Raw genomic sequence first — 17,923 nt, 5'->3', positions numbered from 1 at the left:
CCCTAGTTCTGATCCACAAGTGATACGTATTGTTTTCGCTGCCATTTCTGCTGAATCTCAACACCATTTTGTGGATGACGTTTTTTATCTCTTGGGTTTGAAGCTGGTAACGGGCGATTTCCTTTTTCACGTAGTACCCGCATTTTCACCATCGTTTGTTTATAAGCTGGCGTACACGTATAAAGATCTGTCGCTGTTCCTGTTAAAATATTAATTGCTTCTTCATTCACTGTTGCGTGCATCGGTAAATATAGTTCATTACCAGTCACACGGTCTGTGATAAGCGCCTGCACTTTTATTTTTCCAAACGGTGATGTGAGCTCTACAAGACCACCATCTTTTACATTTCGCTCTGTCGCAAGTTCTGGCGAGATTTCAACAAATACCTCAGAAATTTTAGATAAGATTCCTACTGATTTATTTGTCATATTTCCTTCATGGAAATGTTCTAGCATACGACCGTTATTTAAAAGTAAATCATAGTCTTCTGGAGCTACCACTGGTGGTATCCATTCATCTAATGATAAGCGTGCTTTTTTATCCGGGAAGTTGAAACCATCCACATATAATAATGGTGTATCGCTACCGTCATGGCTACCCCAACATAAACTGTTCCATCCCTCTAAACGATCATACGTTGCTTGTGAGTAAAGTGGTGTCAATGAGGCGATTTCATCCATAATTTCACTTGGGTTCTCATAGTTCCAATCTCCGCCAAGCGCACGAGCCACTTTTTGCAGGATCCACCAGTCAGGTTTAGAATCAGCTAGCGGCGGCATTACTTCATATAACCTTTGAATACGACGTTCTGTATTTGTAAATGTCCCCTCTTTTTCTAAACTTGGTGCCGCTGGTAAAATAACATCAGCAAAGCGGGCTGTTTTAGATAAGAACATGTCCTGAACGACAAGGAAATCTAGATTCGCTAAAATATGCTGTACATGATTCGCATTGGAATCCACTAAAGCCATTTCTTCTCCCATGACATACATACCACGCAGCTTTCCTTCTTCCGCTGCAATTAGCATCGCAATATTATTTAAGCCGGGCTCTTTCGGAATTGTAGTACCGTATGCTTTTTCAAATTTCGCACGTGATGTATCATCAGATACCGCTTGGTAACCAGGAAGCCAGTTTGGTAATGTTGCCATATCACAAGCACCTTGTACATTATTATGTCCGCGGAGTGGATATGCACCTGCACCAGGGCGACGATAGTTACCTGTTACGAGAAGTAGGTTTGAAATTGCTGCTGATGTTGTACTTCCGCCCGTATTTTGCGTAACTCCCATACCCCAAAGTACACAAGTACCATCTGCTTCGTATACCATACGAGCCATTTCTTTTAACGTATCTTTAGAAATCCCCGTAATATTTTCTGTATAACCAAGTGTATATTTCTCTAACATTTTGTTATATTCATCAAAGTTCTTCACATTTTCATCTAAGAATGTTTTATCATGCCAACCTTGATCAATAATATATTTTGTTATACCAGCAAGCCAAACATAATCAGTTCCTTGGCGCGGGTGAACGAACATGTCAGCACGTTCGGCCATCTCATGTTTACGAAGATCTGCTACAATTAATTTTTGCTCATGTAATTTATGAGCACGTTTTACACGAGTCGCTAGTACTGGGTGTCCTTCTGTTGGATTTGCACCAACAATAATGACAAGTCCTGCTTCAGCAATATCTTTCACTGTCCCAGCGTCACCACCCATACCAACAGTTTTAAATAACCCATCTGTTGCTGGAGATTGACAATAACGAGAACAGTTATCTACATTATTTGTTCCATATATTTGACGAGCTAGTTTTTGCATGAGGTAATTTTCTTCATTTGTTACTTTTGAAGAAGAAATGAAGCCAAATGCATCACTACCATATTCTGATTTAATATGTTGCATATTAGATGCAACGACCTCTAAAGCTTCTTCCCATGATGCTTCAACGAACATATCTCCTTGACGAATCAGCGGTTTCGTAATGCGGTCTTCACTGTTTACAAAATCCCAGCCGAATTTCCCTTTTACACATGTCGAAATCCCATTTACTGGTGCGTCCGATACAGGTTGCACTTTTAAAATTTGACGATCTTTCGTCCATACTTCGAACGAACAACCAACACCGCAAAATGTACACACTGTTTTCGTCTTATTAATCTTCGTTTCACGCATTGCAGATTCCACTTCTGAAACCGCTAAAATACTACTATATCCAGGCTCTACGTCCTTTACAAAATCAATCATTGGGTCTAGTACAGCTGGTTTCAAACCAGTCATAAAACCAGCTTCCCCTAGCATTGTTTTTTCCATTAATGCATTACATGGACATACTGTTACACATTGACCACAACTCACACAAGATGAATCATTAATACTCACACCACTATCCCAAATAACACGAGGACGATCTAAACTCCAATCAATTGATAATGTTTCATTCACTTGTAGGTTTTGACACACTTCTACACATTGACCACAAGCTATACATTGGTTTGGATCATAACGGTAAAACGGATGAGACATATCCACTTCACTAGCACTAACTTTCGGTTCATATGGATATTTCTGCTCTTCAATCCCCATCATGTGCACCGTATTATGAACTTTACAGTTACCATTATTGTTATCACACACTGTACAATACAATAAATGATTCTCTAATAAACGATCCATTGCCTCTGTTTGAGCTTCATGGGCACGTGCTGATTTTCTTTCAATATGCATACCATCTGCTAATTTTGTTGAACAAGCACGCATTAGCTTGCCGTCCACTTCCACAATACATGTATCACAAGTTTGAATGGGATCTACCTCTGGTACATGGCAAATTTGTGGATGCTCTAGTTTACTCTCATTAAATAATTGCAGTATCGTTTTTTCACCAGATGAAAGAAATTCTTTTCCATCTATGGTTACACGAACTGTTTGTTCTGTCATAGTTTCCCCTCTCCTTACACCTAACTGTACAATACATTTTTGAATCCGTTTTCAAAACTATATTGCTGTACATTTTTTTGAAACGCTCTGTTGAAATCCTATCTTAGAAGCCGATTCTTGATGCTATAAGGTATACTACGAAATCCTTAAAATGACACTATTCTACTACCCTATTATATCTTAAATATACAATAATAACCAAATAATATAGAGAAACTGAAAAACAAACATAAACCTTTCTTTTTAGGTGGGAGAGAGCATCCAGCCATGCATAGAAGCGGTCAGTTCCTTTTTTAGTCCCATGCCAAGTTAAAACAAAAAGAGAGAACTAGTAGCGATCATCTTTTGTCTTCATAGCAGTGACTTATATATTGAAAAATCAAAATGGATTTATATAGATAACAGATGCTTTTATTTTTTCAATGTTTTATGATGAATAGGAAGAAAAATACATATAAAGGGGAAAATAATATGGATCCTGTCCAAGAAACATATAAAATGGTACGTTATAAGGCCGGAGTATTCTTCAAACAAGAAGATGAAATTGTTACAGAATCTCCTGTAACGATTAAATTAAACGGTGAAGAGTATGTAACAGTTGTATGTACTCCAAATTATATTGAAGATATGGTAATAGGATTTTTAATTTCTGAAGGGATTATCGCTTCCTATAAACATATTGATGAATTATGGATACAGCAAGAAACAGGGGTCGTTCATGTGAAAGCGTCGCAAGTCAATCCACTTTATCAAACTCTATATAATAAACGATATGTTACTTCTTGTTGTGGAAAAAGTAGACAAGGATTTGTTTTTGTAAACGATGCAGCAAAAGCAAAAAAATTCAGTGATATACATGTAACATTAACTCCAGAAGAATGCTTTTATTTAATGAATACTTTACAACAATCTTCTACTACATTTCGGCAAACAGGTGGCGTTCATAATACCGCTCTTTGTAATCAAAATACCATCCTCCTATCAAGAATGGATATTGGAAGACATAATGCATTAGACAAAATATATGGTCATTGCTTACGTAACAATATATCTATCCAAGGGAAAATCATTGCATTTAGCGGCCGAATTTCATCTGAAATTTTGCTGAAAGTTTCCAAAATAGGTTGTGAAATTATTCTTTCCAAATCAGCTCCAACAAAATTAGCATTACAACTTGCTCATGATTTAGGTATTACAGTTGTTGGATTTATTCGGAATGACTCTTGTAACATTTATACTCATCCAGAACGGATTGAAGGATATAAAGAGGAAAACAAATGACTCCTTTACATGGGAGTCGTTTTTAGTTATAAAAATGTAATATATTTAATCGTTGAATAGTTAATAAAGTTAATATATAATTTCATTACATAAGGTGAATCACTAAAAAATAAAGTGAAGGCTTTTACGGGCAGTTTATCTCCCACCTAACGTCTTTGCTTTCGCTGAATTTTGAGGTAGGAGTATTACAGCCCGCAAATAGCGGGATAAATGAGGATACCTGTCTTCCCCGCATATATCTCTTTATTCTTTTACAAATTAAGAAAGAATAAGCACAGAATATGTTTATAAATACACAGTAGATATTCTATCAATATGACCATCAGACTCTTACGGATTATACCCCCTACTTTAAATAGGAAAGGGGCGTACCTATTTTCCTATAGAGCAGGATAAACTGAGGAGGTTACCGATATGGAAATTCGTTTATTAACACAAGAGGATGCAAAAATTTATTTGAAAGTTTGTATGGAAGGCTTAACAAAGAACCCTGAAGCTTTTAGCTCCTCTTATGAAGACGTACTAAAACATGAAGATCCTGTTGCTGCAATGGCAAAACGTTTAGCTAACCCAGATAAATATACAATCGGTGTGTTTAAAGATAACGATTTAATTGGAATCGCTACTTTAGAAACAAAACCATTTATTAAACAAGAGCATAAAGCGAAAATCGGCTCTGTTTATGTCTCCCCTAAAGTACGCGGCCTTGGCGCTGGACGAGCTTTAATTAAAGCTATTATTGAAAATGCTCATAAATTACATGTCGAACAACTCCTGCTTGATGTTGTGGCCGGAAATGAAGCTGCAAAAAAACTATACAAATCGCTTGGTTTTCAAACATATGGCGTTCAAGAACGTTCTTTAAAACACAACGGACAATATTGGGATGAAGAACATATGGTTTTATTTTTGAATGACTAATAATTCAGCATCGATTTTTTTAAAGCACCCTTTCATAATGAAGGTGCTTTTTTCTTACAACAATGTAATATTCATGTCACCTTTATCGATCGTTCTATTCCTGCTTCTTCGCTATACTGAAAATACGAAATGACAACAAGGAGAGATAAGTGATGAAAAAATGATAGAAATAATGGGAGCAATCGTAGAAGTAATAATAAATGGAAAATCAGTAGCAATGAAATTAAATCAATAGTTGAAGGAGACTGTAACATGAAACAGAACAAACATCTTATCTTTTTAATTTGCGGTACAGTAATTGTAACATCCGGCTTAGCTGTTCTCCCTTGGTTTATTGTATAAACGCTTCTATCATTTTTTGATCCCTTATCTAACAAAAAAACTCGTTGTTTCTCAAAAGGAAACAACGAGTTTTTATTATCTATTATAGAATCCCGAAAATTTTATTTGTACACGCTACAATAATTAGCATAGATACTGCAATGCACATCACAACAGCATTACGCTCTTGCTTTTCTTTTTGTGAATACTCTTCTTTTTTACTCACGTGTATGTCCCCTTTATAGAAATAAAAAAAGTGTGAGATAGGAATTTTTCCTTATCCGATGCGAGGTGAATACGAAAATCCTCACTATCTCACATACACAATAGAATGGAATTGTCATTTTATAATAAAATGACATGACGTTATGTCGCAACATAGGGTATTTTGTGTCGCTACGTTCTCTATTATAAAAGAGAGTTGTGCAAAAGTAGTGCATTTTTTATGTCAATTGCTTTGGTAGAAAAAATCCTCTGCAATTCAATCACATAAACAGAGTTTTTTATCATTTTCATGTACACTATACAAAGTAGAATGAATGTTTTGAGGTGCACAAAAATATGATAAAAATTTTATTAGTAGATGATGAAGAACGTATGTTGCGATTATTAGATTTATTTTTAAGCCCACGTGGCTATTTTTGTATGAAAGCCACTTCTGGCATCGAAGCTCTTGAACTAATTCAGCAAAAAGACTTTGATATCATTTTGTTAGATGTCATGATGCCAAACATGGATGGATGGGATACGTGTTATCAAATACGTCAAATATGTAATGTCCCAATCATTATGTTAACAGCTCGTAATCAAAACTACGATATGGTAAAGGGGCTTACTATAGGTGCTGATGACTATATTACAAAACCTTTTGATGAACAAGTACTCGTTGCACGAATTGAAGCTGTATTGCGCCGAACGAAAAAGGATGGATTTGTAAGCTTCAATGGTATTGAATGGGATAAGACAAAACATACTGTTACTGTTTACAATGAAAAAATTCCTCTTACACCTATCGAGTTTTCATTACTAGGACTGTTTTTACAAAATACGAACCGCGCTTATAGTCGTGATGACTTAATTGAAAAAATATGGGGATATCAAACCGATATCGAATATCGTACTGTTGATTCACATATCCGTAATATTCGAGATAAACTACGAAAGCAAGACTTTCCTATCGAACAATACTTAGAAACCATCTACAAAGTAGGTTATAAATGGAAAAGTGAATGATAATTTTGGTCAGTGGGGAAATTCATACCACTGACCATTTATATGAAATAAAGGTATGGTGAAAAAATGAACAAACTTTCCCTCAAAATCGGTACATACTTTTTAATATTAGCTTTATGTATTGAAACAATAGCCTTTGTATCTTTTCATACAAGTCTTGCTAAAATGCGTATCGATGAAGAAACAAACGCCCTTTTAGAGAAAGGAAATCGATATCGTGACCGTATTGAAAATCGCTATGGTCCACGCGCCTTTGAACGCGCTATTACAGCGGAATCTCACTCCACTTCAGATACAACATTAGTCATAACAGACACCAATGGACAAATTTTAGCTGCTTCAGATACTGTAACAAAAGATATGAAAAAACAACTTGCTTACAAAATACAATCCATTTCAAGAAATGGAACGATGATTGAAAAAAATTGGAAGACATCGAAATTCATCTCAACAGCAAGTCCAATCATAATTAATGCGCAGGTCACTGGATATGTCCATATGTTTTTAGATACCGCCTTCTTAGAAAAAATGATTCTTCGTTTAACACATCAATTCATTATTATCGGTATATTAACCCTTCTTTTAACTACTATTTCTGTCTTCATCTTTTCTCGTGTCATTACCGATCCACTCATTAAAATGAAACGAGCAACAGAAAAAATGTTAAAGCTAAATAAACCGATTAAATTAGGTATTAAACGTAATGATGAGCTTGGTAGTTTAGCGACAACCATTGAGGAATTATCAAGTGAATTAACCTATATGAAAAAAGAACGAAATGAATTTCTAGCTAGTGTTGCTCATGAACTTCTCACCCCCCTTACTTATATGAAGGGCTACGCGAAAGTTGCAAAAAGAGATTCTTTATCAAAAGAAGAGCGCGAAGAATATTTACAAATTATCGAAGATGAAACTGATAGTATAACAGAGCTCGTGCAAGATTTATTTGATCTTGCTCAGTTAGAACAACATCAATTTATTATTAAAAAGCAGAAAATGCTACTTCATCCGTTTCTAGAACGAATGATTGAAAAAACAAAAACAACACTTGCTAAAAAACAAATGAAAATTGAGTTCCCATATGCAGAGGATCTAGAGGTTTGTATGGATGAACGCCGTATGGAACAAGTAATGTTAAATATACTACACAACGCCTATCAACATTCTCGTGAGCATTCCATTATTACAATGTATGTACTTACAAATGAGAATACTTTTACTATATGTGTGCAAGATGAAGGAGAAGGTATTCCTAAAGAAGATATTCCCCATATTTTCGATCGCTTTTATCGAGTCGATAAATCACGGACTAGAGCCACAGGTGGCAAAGGAATTGGACTCGCTGTTGCAAAAGAGATTGTGGAGCTACATAGTGGCTCCATTCGGGTACAAAGTGCATTAGGGATTGGAACAGAATTTATGATTGAATTACCAATCAAATAATATAGAGCTTACATCACCAGTGGTTCCAAAAACTGCTGGTGCTATTATTTAAATAACGAATATCGATGCAAAAAGAACGTAAAAACTAATAAAATCTACTAAATACAAGCTGACCTTTTGAAATTATTCTTATTTCAATATAAAATGTAATTACAACTGGCAACGATTTGGAGGGTGATATACTTGGAAATCCATGTATTAACAAAGCAAGAAGCAGAAATTTATTTAGAACTTCGCGTAGAAGGATTAAAACAAAATCCTGAAGCTTTTAGTTCTTCTTATGAAGATATTATTAATAAAGAGTGTCCAATCGAATATAAGGCACAAAAATTGGCACAAGACGAAAACTACACACTTGGTGCGTTTAAAGATGAGAAGCTTATTGGGGTCGCAACACTGGAAACGAAACCATACGTAAAACAAGGACATAAAGCAAAGATTGGTTCAGTATATGTATCTCCAAAAGCCCGTGGACTTGGAGCAGGAAAATCCCTTATCAAGGCATGTATTGAACTTGCAAAAAAGTTAGAAGTAGAACAAGTTATGCTTGATGTTGTTGTCGGAAACGACGGTGCAAAGAAACTTTATGAATCATTAGGATTTAAAACATTCGGTGTTCAAGAGCGTTCATTAAAATATAACGGTCAATATTGGGACGAAGAGCATATGGTTTTATTCTTAGATGAAGAAAAGTAATAAAAACATCCTCACATACATGAGGATGTTTTTCATTTTCCAACAAAATATGTAAATATAAAGCCCACTACTCCAACAATAATTATGACTCCTATATAATGCACTTCCGGGAAAAACATTATAAAAATTCCGTAAAGAGCAGCGATAATGAATACTGCACCTGCTGAATAGACAATACCTTTCCATGATCGGGCTAGGTATAAATAACTTGAAATATACACAATAACCCCCAATATGATACTGTACAAAACACCTGTATATATATTTAACTCCTCCGGTCCTAGCAATATGCTCATGAATCCAGCAATAATAATGATATTCTGTATTCTTTTATTCCCACGTACTCTTTCAATAACTTGTTGCACCTAATTCCCTCCTACTTTTACAAAAACCATGCCTTATATAATAATCGAATCGCATCTTCAATCTCTTCCTCTAATAAAATAGCAAATCCAAGTAAAATCGTATTTTTTGGAATGCTTCCCTCTTTGTAATACATTGAAACTGGATATATTTTTATACTACTTTCAGCCGCTCTTTCAATTAATTCCTCTTCTACCATTCCGTTATCGACCTTTAATAAAATATGTAAACCAGAATCTTCTCCTATCACGTCCACCCTATTAGAAAAATATTTTTCAATTGCCGAAACAAGAATATCTCTCTTCTTCCGATACACAACCCGCATTTTATGAATATGTCTTTCCCAGTGTCCTTCGTTTAAAAACCTTCTAATGATTTCTTGATCCATTCTTGAAACACTTTGTGTATAGAACAAATATTGTGTTTGATACAATTCGATTAACGTTTTTGGCAAAACCATATAGCTCATTCGTAATGATGGCAGTAATGCCTTTGAAAATGTACCCATATAAATGACTTTCCCCTTTGAATCAAGCCCTTGTAATGCTGGTATCGGCTTTCCTGAATAACGAAATTCACTATCGTAGTCATCCTCAATAATATATCTTCCTTGCTCTTGCTCTGCCCACTGCAAGAGTTGCATCCGCCTTGTGATTGGCATAATCATTCCGCATGGAAATTGATGGGATGGTGTAACAAATACAACATTTGCATTACTATTTTCTAAATCTGAAATACAAATTCCCTCGTCATCCAGTGACAACATCTGAACATTCTGCTCACCTTGCTCAAACGTAACTAATTTTCGGTGATACCCTGGATTTTCTACTGCATAATGACTTCCTTTTAATAACTGAAACAATATCCTTATTAAAAATTGTGTTCCCGCTCCTAGTATAATCTGACTAGCAGAACAACGTACCCCTCTAGATTCATATAAATATTTGGCTATTTCTTCACGCAAATTCAATTCACCTTGAGGATGTCCCAGAAAAAGTAATTCTTTATTTTCTAGTTGCCATACCTCATTTGTAATTTTTCTATATACAGTGAATGGAAAAGAATCAGCATCCACACCAGTTTGCGTAAAATCATATTTATATTTCCGTTCCCTAAACGCTACTTCTTTTACAAATTCTTCTTTGTCTTTTGCATGTATCATTTGTTCCATTTCACATACAAAATAGCCCTTACGCGAAACTGATTCAATATACCCTTCGGCAAGAAGTTGTTCATATGCTGCTTCTACTGTATTTTTACTTACTTGCAAATACATCGCTAACTTTCTTTTTGCAGGGAGCTTTGTCAAAGGAACGATTTTCCCCATTTTTATTTCCGTTTTTATATACTCATATAGCTGTACATACAATGGCTTTTTTTTCTTTGGATTCAAACTTGGTGTTAATTCTAACACAGAATCTGACCCCCTTAAAAAAGATATACTTGATACTTTTTACAGTACCAGAAGTTATATATAATTCCTTTTATCATGTAAATCTAAAAAAATCAATCCATGAAAGGAGCATCATGAGTATGCAAAATAACAGACGCCTTGGACTTATAATGATTATTACAGGTGCTACTTTATGGGGATTATCAGGACCTATGATTCAGTGGCTTTTTCAAAATACTGTGGTATCATCTATCGACTTTTTAACGATTCGCCTATTGCTTGCTGGGATCTTTATTTTATGTTTCTTACTCGTAAAAAAACAAAACATCTTCCGGATTTGGAAACATCCGCTTCATTTTGTACAACTTATAATTTTCTCGATTCTTGGCATGCTTGGCGCACAATACGCTTTTATTGAAACCGTTCATATTAGTAACGCGGTTACCGCAACACTCTTTCAATTTCTCGGCCCTGTCCTGATTACTATTTACGTTGCATTTGAACATAAAAAGTTCCCTGCTGCCATGCAAATATTAGCAATTACAGCTGCACTAACAGGAACATACTTCATCATTACGAATGGTTCAATTGAAAATATCGTCTTATCTAAAGAAGCGATTATATTTGGATTGCTAACCGCAATTGGCTTTGCCTTTTATACGCTTCATCCTGCTTCCCTTATAAAAAAATGGGGGACGACTCTCATTATCGGCTGGGGGATGTTAATTGGAGGCATTGCACTTCTTATTTGCAATCGCTCTTTCCAGTGGAATCATCTTTCGCAAACTTTTACATTCCAAACATTCTCTATGCTCATTCTTATTATTATAAGTGGGACGCTCTCTTTCCTTCTTTATATCGGGAGCCTAAAATATTTATCAGCAACAGAAACAAGTATTTTATCTAGCATTGAACCACTTGTAGCAGCAGTCGTTTCCATCACTTGGTTAAATGAATCTTTTGGCGCCTATCAACTATTAGGCGGGGTATGTATCATTCTTGCTGTTATTTTCTTAACAATGCCTGAAAAAGAAACAAAGCCTACATTTACCACTGAACAAATATGAAATGTCAAAAGAGGTCGTACTAAACTTACGACCTCTTTTTATCATTTAAAAGGAATTGTCCCGTCTTCTAGCAAATACACTTACACTAACAACGAAAAATAGGAGTGTGGCAAAATGAAAAATATTGGAACTGTGCTACTGTTCTCCTGTCTCATCACTGGATGTGCTGCAATACAACAAGATTCCCAAGCACCAAGAAAAGAAATAATTGAAGCTTCGAATCCTCAAACAAATGTACCCTCGTTTTTTCACCTTAGCGTCTTAAAGGATGTGAACTGGGAAGAAAGTCCTTCATTTGTAGAAGGAAAAACGCCAATGAAAGGAATTGAAGGGAAAATTGCTATTGCAGACAGTTCATTTATTTCTAATGAAACAACTGAGCACATGTGGTTCTTCCTCGATCCCAAAATGCCAGCTGGAAAATTCTCCATTATCGCTTTAAAACAAGGATCTACAGTTCCAACTCCCGTACTCTTTCAAAATGAAAATTCTAAGCAAATTTGGAATTCATCTAATTCAATCAATTCTAGTATAAAAGAAATGCCTTTACTTATGTCACTTCCCTCCTCTGGACTCTGGGTATTAAATGTATATATTGATGAGAAATATTATGAGCAAATTGTTATCAACGTAGAACAAGATGACAAAACTTAATTCATTCCTTACGACAATGTAATTTCTATGTCACGTGCTTCGATAGTTGTATCCCTATCTCTCCCTTATACTAAAAGTAAGAAATGAAACAACAAACAAGGAGAGATGAGATATGAAAAAAGTGATGGAAGTTGTAGTTGCAGTGGTAGAGGTTTTCGTAAACGGAAAGCAAGTTGCGATGGAGTTGAATAAATAATGAAACGAGGAAAATTCATTATGAATTGTATCATCACATAAAAAGAGATAAGGTTTCATCATTATTTTGATGCCTTATCTCCCTTTTTAAAAGCAGTGTCTTACAAAAGGTGACACTGTTTTTTTATTGCTCTATAGAATAGCTTGGCATCTTTTGTATTTGTGCCACACCTGATTCAATAGCTGCTTTTGCTACTGCAGCTGCCACACTTGGGACAACTCTTTTGTCCAACGGATTTGGAATTACATAATTTTCATTTCTTTCTTCATCCGTAATGATGTTCGCGATTCCGTATGCGGCAGCTAATTTCATTTCTTCTGTAACATCTGTTGCACGTACATCTAATGCACCACGGAATATCCCAGGGAATGCTAATACATTATTTACCTGGTTTGGAAAATCAGAACGTCCTGTTCCAACAACCGCTGCCCCAGCCTGCAGTGCATCTTCTGGGAATATTTCTGGAATTGGATTCGCCATTGCAAACACAATTGGTTTTTTATTCATTGTCTGCACAAGCTCTTTTGTTAATACATTAGGGGCAGATACACCAATAAAGATATCTGATTCACGAATTGCTTCTTGTAATGTTCCACGTATATGTTCACGATTTGTTTCTTTTGAAATCTCTAATTGTGCCGAATTCATCCATGGTTCGCCCTCACAAACAATTCCTTCTAAACTTACTAATGTAATATGCTGTGCCCCTGCTTTTAATAATAATTTCCCAATCGCTATCCCCGCAGATCCAGCACCATTAATGACAATTTTCACTTTATTCATCTGTTTATTTACAACTTTTAAAGCATTAATAACCGCAGCTAAAACAACGATTGCTGTTCCATGTTGGTCATCATGAAACACCGGAATATTCGTTTCTTCCTTTAATCGCTTTTCGATTTCAAAACAACGTGGTGCCGCAATATCTTCTAAATTAATTCCGGCAAATGTAGGCTCTAAATTTTTCACAAGGGTAACGATTTCATCTACATCTTTCGTTCCTAGGCACAATGGAAACGCATCCACATTCGCAAACTTTTTAAATAAAATAGATTTCCCTTCCATAACAGGCATAGCCGCTTTCGGTCCAATATCACCTAATCCAAGTACTGCTGTTCCATCTGAAACAACTGCAACCAGATTACCGCGTGCTGTATAGTCGTAAGCTGTTTCTTCATCTGCTGCAATCGCTTTACAAGACTCAGCTACTCCCGGTGTATATGTCAAACTTAAATCATCTGCTGAATTCACTTCTACCTTACTAGTAATTTCAATTTTCCCAACCAGTTCTTTATGGAGCAGTAATGAACGCTCCTTAATTTGACTTTCTAACATATAAATAAACTCCTCCTAATTTGACAAGCTAGCTACGTCTTTACATAGCTAGCTTGTATGATGATAAATTACGAAAACATTTTCAATAAAATTGTCGCTGTTACGACCATTGCAGCGCCGCCCAAACGCGTGGAAATTTGTGCGAATGGCATTAATTCCATACGATTTGAAGCTGATAAAATTGCAACATCTCCAGTTCCACCTAATCCGCTATGGCATCCTGTCACAATTGCAGACTCAACTGGGTACATTTTCATTACTTTTCCAATAAGGAAACCAGATACAATCATTGTAATTACCACTGATGCGCACACAACAACATATCCAACTGAAAGAACAGCTGCTACGTCTTTTAACGGAATGTATAACAATCCCAAACCAACCATTAATGGCCACGTTAAGTTTTTCGAAATAAATTTGTATAAATGAAATGCCCCTTGCTCCATTTTTGCTGGCATTAATTTAAAGTATTTCACAATTGCTGCAGAAAAGATCATAATGATTGCTCCTGGAATACCAATAAACTTAGAAGCAAATCCTCCAAAGATAAAGAATGTACATGCAATTAATAAACCTGCTCCCATTAATGAGAAATCAATTGGTTTTTCTGTATTTTGTTCTTTTAATAACTCTGCTTGATTATCTGTTTTTACTAGTACGCCATTACCGCTAAGCTCTGGTCTTTTTTCACCTAGACGTTTCATATATCCTGCACTTACAATCGCAAACATATTTCCGATAATAGCTGCAGGAATAAGCTGTGATACAAATGTTGCAGAAGATTCATTCAAAATATCGCTGTAAGCTAAGGAAAGTGGTAAAATCCCTTCACCTATACCCCCACTCACGATCGGCACAATAATAAAGAAAAATGTCTGTTTCATTTCAAATCCAAATAATGATCCGACTAACAATCCAACGGCCACTGAAGCAAGTGTCCCTACAACTAAAGGAATAAACATTCGAACAAATCCTTGTACTAACACTTTACGATTCATTCCTAAAATACTTCCTACTACTAAACAAGAAATATATAAATATAAAAAGTTCGACTTTTTCATTAACATAGTAGCAGCTTCCATTGAAGCTGGGTTCATCCAATTAAAAAATACAAGTAATGATGGAATAAATAATGAGAGAATTGCTGGTCCACCAATATTTTTTAAAATCGGAATTCTCATTCCAATGTCACCTAAGAAAATCCCCATAATCATAATGACTGCAAATCCACCAATCATATCAGCAGGCAATTTATTATATACAGATGCTCCATAAATAATAGCTGCTAATACGATATATAATGGTAAAGGTATAACACCAATTTTAATATTCATGATTTTCGAAACAAAAGATTCTTGTTCCATCCTTGCTGTCCCCACGGATGATACCGCTTCCACATTTTTTTGAATCCCCATATAGGCACCCCCTTATATTCTTGTTTATAATATTAAAACGCTTTCAATAGTAAAAATAGTTTTTGTAAGTTTTGTAACTGATTTTGTAACTAAAAAAAGTATAAGCGACTTATATAAGCCGCTTATACGTACAGATTTATTTTATTATAGTCAATGCATCGTAGTTTACTTACCGGTCTTCCGACATGTTGATAAACCATTTCATCTTCTAAAACCCCAATTTCAGTTAAAAACATTACGTACTTTCGAATAGAAACCCTTGATATTCCAACTAATTGCGCCATTTCATCCGTTGTAAATGCTTGTCCATGAAGTGATTCTATTTGCTTCCAAATCAACTGTAATGTTTGCTTTGTTAATCCTTTTGGAAGTTCTTTATCCACATAAATTTCCACTTTTTCTTTTTGTAAAATTAACGTATCTAATTCAGATTGGCTAATTTTTTGCTGTTCTTTCATAAATATAAACTTTTCTCGATACGCAGTTAGTGCCTCTTTAAACCTTTCAAATGTAAATGGTTTAATTAAATAATCAACAACTCCATATTGTAACGCTTTTTTTATACTCCCCATATCATGCACAGCTGAAATCATCATAACATCAATTTCTTTTTCTTGATTTCGAATATGCAGTAACAATTCAAATCCTGTATCACCAGGCATAAAAATATCAAGCAATATGAAATCTATAGACGATTTCTTTAGTATCTCTACTGCTTCTTTCACGGAATTAGCTGTATGAACAAGTTCAAATCCTCCTACTTGCTCTAAATAATGCTTATTTAACATTGCTACCATCGGATCATCTTCTACAATCAAAACTTTGATCATGTTCCTATCTCATCCCTACTTTTGTATGGTATTTCAATTGTTATCGTTGTTCCCTTTCCTAATAGTGAATCGACATGGATGTTTCCATTTATTCGCTTTAGACTATCATTTATAAGATATAAGCCATACCCTCGATTTTCTCCTTTTGTGGAATACCCTTTAACAAATACTTTGTCCATTTCTTCTTTCTGGATTCCATATCCTGTATCTTTAACTATGATAATCAATTTATCCTGATATTGAATAGAAACATGTACTCGCTTATATTCACAATTCATCACTGCATCTAATGCATTATTGATTAAATTACCGACAATTGTAATAAGTTCATGAATAATACTTTCATCATACGACTCTGGCAAATAAGAATCTTCACTGACGATAAGCTGTATATTCTTTTCCCTTGCATAACTAAGTTTGCCCAGCAAAAATCCTGCAAACACAGGATTTTTGATTTTCCGCATTACCCCACCAATTTCATATTGATGCTCTGACACCATACTACTAACATATTTCTCTAATTCTTCATATTGTTTCATATGTGTCAAACCTAATACAACATGCATTTTATTCATAAATTCGTGAGATTGTGCCCTGAGCGCTTCTGCATAAAGTCGAATACCCGTTAACTGCTCTGCTAATTTCCTAATTTCTGTTTTATCACGAAACGTCGCAATTACGCCAACGATTTCTCCTTTAACATATAAAGGAACTCGATTCGTAACAATTGTAACTCCGTAAAGATTCTGTTCTTCATGTAATTGCGCTTCCCCGGTTTGTAACACTTCTTTTATACATGAGTTAGGCATATATTTCTCAACATCTTTACCAATAAAATTTTCCTCAATTCCACTTTTCTTAAATAGCCGTTTTGCTTCGTTATTGATTAAAGTAACCCTCGCCTCTTTATCAACAGCAATAACTCCCTCTTTGACAGATTGTAGCATCGTATTCCGTTCTTCTAAAATCTTTGCGATTTCACTAGGTTCGAGACCAAATAAGATTTTCTTAATATGTCTAGCTAATAAAATAGCACCTATAATCCCAACTAAGATCCCTACACCAACGCCGATATAAATAATGTGTCTGCTCTCTTTTATCTTCTCATGCACATTATCAGCTGAAATGCCAACAGCAACAACCCCTATCTGTTCTCTGTCTTCAGAAAAGATAGGTACAAACACTCGCATAGAGATCCCTAAAGTTCCTTCAGCCATTGATACATGTTCTTTTCCCTTCAAGGCTATCCCTTCATCTCCCCCTACAAAATGATGACCAATTTTCTGAGGATTTGGGTGAGATTTTCGAATACCATTCATATCCATGACCACGATAAATTGAACATCTGTATTTTTTAATACTCGATTTGCATATGTTTGAATTTCATATGCATCTTTTCTTCCTGTTAAAGCATCTATTACAAGTGGTGAACTTGCCACAATATGTGCAATCGTTTTTGCTTTTTCTGCTTGGCCTTCTTCTGTCGTACGCTCGACATTATGACTGATTAAAATATCTGTTACAAGTAAAGAAAACGCGACAACAGTACACACTAGCAATGTAATCGTTTTCCATAAACTTAACAACTTTTTTCTTTTCCTCATCCCTTTATTTTCTCCCTTATTTCTTCTATATTACATGCGACATCTATCTTACTTATTCTTTTGTACTAATACAATATTTTTGAATAAATACGATTGTCACCCTTACTTATCTTATGTCATTTTTTAAAAAAATTCTCTACGCATAGTTTATTCTTACAAGACTGTAATCTACCTGTCACCCAATTCGATAGTTACTCTATATGCTCTCCCTTATACTAAAGGTAAG

The 17,923-nt window shown here is 35.2% G+C and carries 15 protein-coding genes; 7 read left to right on the top strand and 8 right to left on the bottom strand.

Going from position 1 to position 17,923, the window contains the following annotated elements:
- Window positions 1–2: 2 nt before the first annotated feature.
- Entirely contained in the window at window positions 3–2,945 is a 2,943-nt protein-coding gene (gene fdhF, locus AZF08_RS08940) for a formate dehydrogenase subunit alpha (protein WP_033675674.1), read from the bottom strand.
- 471 nt (window positions 2,946–3,416) lie between these two features.
- Here fdhF and fdhD point away from each other — a divergent pair, with 471 nt between their 5' ends.
- Window positions 3,417–4,226, top strand: coding sequence for a formate dehydrogenase accessory sulfurtransferase FdhD (gene fdhD / locus AZF08_RS08935; protein WP_033675675.1), 810 nt, complete (start codon window positions 3,417–3,419; stop codon window positions 4,224–4,226).
- A gap of 414 nt (window positions 4,227–4,640) precedes the next feature.
- Window positions 4,641–5,147 (top strand): GNAT family N-acetyltransferase, encoded by a 507-nt coding sequence (locus AZF08_RS08930; RefSeq protein ID WP_033675676.1) that lies wholly within the window; start codon window positions 4,641–4,643, stop codon window positions 5,145–5,147.
- Between the two features lie 424 nt (window positions 5,148–5,571).
- Here AZF08_RS08930 and AZF08_RS31740 read toward each other — a convergent pair whose 3' ends face one another.
- Entirely contained in the window at window positions 5,572–5,694 is a 123-nt protein-coding gene (locus AZF08_RS31740; RefSeq protein WP_063177261.1) for a hypothetical protein, read from the bottom strand.
- A 335-nt stretch (window positions 5,695–6,029) separates the two neighbouring features.
- Here AZF08_RS31740 and AZF08_RS08920 point away from each other — a divergent pair, with 335 nt between their 5' ends.
- From AZF08_RS08920 to AZF08_RS08910, 3 genes are all read left to right on the top strand, one after another.
- A complete protein-coding gene (locus AZF08_RS08920) occupies window positions 6,030–6,701 on the top strand; it encodes a response regulator transcription factor (protein WP_033675677.1) in 672 nt (223 codons plus the stop codon).
- Between the two features lie 66 nt (window positions 6,702–6,767).
- Window positions 6,768–8,144: a HAMP domain-containing sensor histidine kinase gene (locus tag AZF08_RS08915; protein ID WP_033675679.1), complete on the top strand. Its 1,377-nt coding sequence runs from the start codon at window positions 6,768–6,770 to the stop codon at window positions 8,142–8,144.
- Between the two features lie 183 nt (window positions 8,145–8,327).
- Window positions 8,328–8,840 (top strand): GNAT family N-acetyltransferase, encoded by a 513-nt coding sequence (locus AZF08_RS08910; protein WP_033675681.1) that lies wholly within the window; start codon window positions 8,328–8,330, stop codon window positions 8,838–8,840.
- A 32-nt stretch (window positions 8,841–8,872) separates the two neighbouring features.
- On the opposite strand, the gene AZF08_RS08905 is transcribed toward AZF08_RS08910, so the two are convergent.
- Together AZF08_RS08905 and pdxR are read right to left on the bottom strand one after the other, a co-directional pair.
- Window positions 8,873–9,205: a hypothetical protein gene (locus AZF08_RS08905; protein WP_033675682.1), complete on the bottom strand. Its 333-nt coding sequence runs from the start codon at window positions 9,203–9,205 to the stop codon at window positions 8,873–8,875.
- Between the two features lie 17 nt (window positions 9,206–9,222).
- A complete protein-coding gene (pdxR, locus tag AZF08_RS08900) occupies window positions 9,223–10,617 on the bottom strand; it encodes a MocR-like pyridoxine biosynthesis transcription factor PdxR (RefSeq protein WP_033675684.1) in 1,395 nt (464 codons plus the stop codon).
- A 119-nt stretch (window positions 10,618–10,736) separates the two neighbouring features.
- Here pdxR and AZF08_RS08895 point away from each other — a divergent pair, with 119 nt between their 5' ends.
- Entirely contained in the window at window positions 10,737–11,663 is a 927-nt protein-coding gene (locus AZF08_RS08895; protein WP_033675687.1) for a DMT family transporter, read from the top strand.
- Between the two features lie 114 nt (window positions 11,664–11,777).
- Window positions 11,778–12,317, top strand: a complete 540-nt coding sequence (locus tag AZF08_RS08890; RefSeq protein ID WP_033675689.1) for a DUF4871 domain-containing protein — start codon at window positions 11,778–11,780, stop codon at window positions 12,315–12,317.
- A 319-nt stretch (window positions 12,318–12,636) separates the two neighbouring features.
- Here AZF08_RS08890 and AZF08_RS08885 read toward each other — a convergent pair whose 3' ends face one another.
- The 4 genes from AZF08_RS08885 to AZF08_RS08870 form a co-directional block, all read right to left on the bottom strand.
- Complete coding sequence (locus AZF08_RS08885; protein WP_033675691.1) at window positions 12,637–13,848, bottom strand: NAD(P)-dependent malic enzyme; 1,212 nt, start codon at window positions 13,846–13,848, stop codon at window positions 12,637–12,639.
- A 68-nt stretch (window positions 13,849–13,916) separates the two neighbouring features.
- Complete coding sequence (locus AZF08_RS08880; protein WP_033675693.1) at window positions 13,917–15,263, bottom strand: 2-hydroxycarboxylate transporter family protein; 1,347 nt, start codon at window positions 15,261–15,263, stop codon at window positions 13,917–13,919.
- 122 nt (window positions 15,264–15,385) lie between these two features.
- Window positions 15,386–16,093: a response regulator gene (locus tag AZF08_RS08875; RefSeq protein WP_033675695.1), complete on the bottom strand. Its 708-nt coding sequence runs from the start codon at window positions 16,091–16,093 to the stop codon at window positions 15,386–15,388.
- On the bottom strand, window positions 16,090–17,697 hold the full coding sequence (locus tag AZF08_RS08870; protein ID WP_033675697.1) for a sensor histidine kinase: 1,608 nt from the start codon (window positions 17,695–17,697) through the stop codon (window positions 16,090–16,092). Before AZF08_RS08870 ends, AZF08_RS08875 begins: the two co-directional genes overlap by 4 nt.
- Window positions 17,698–17,923: the final 226 nt, after the last annotated feature.

Origin of the sequence: Bacillus gaemokensis (assembly GCF_001590835.1) — a bacterium.
In the GTDB taxonomy this organism is placed as follows: Bacteria; Bacillota; Bacilli; order Bacillales; family Bacillaceae_G; genus Bacillus_A; species Bacillus_A gaemokensis.
The sequence above is the reverse complement of the archived record's forward strand: the minus strand, read 5'-3'. Positions and strand labels throughout refer to the sequence as shown.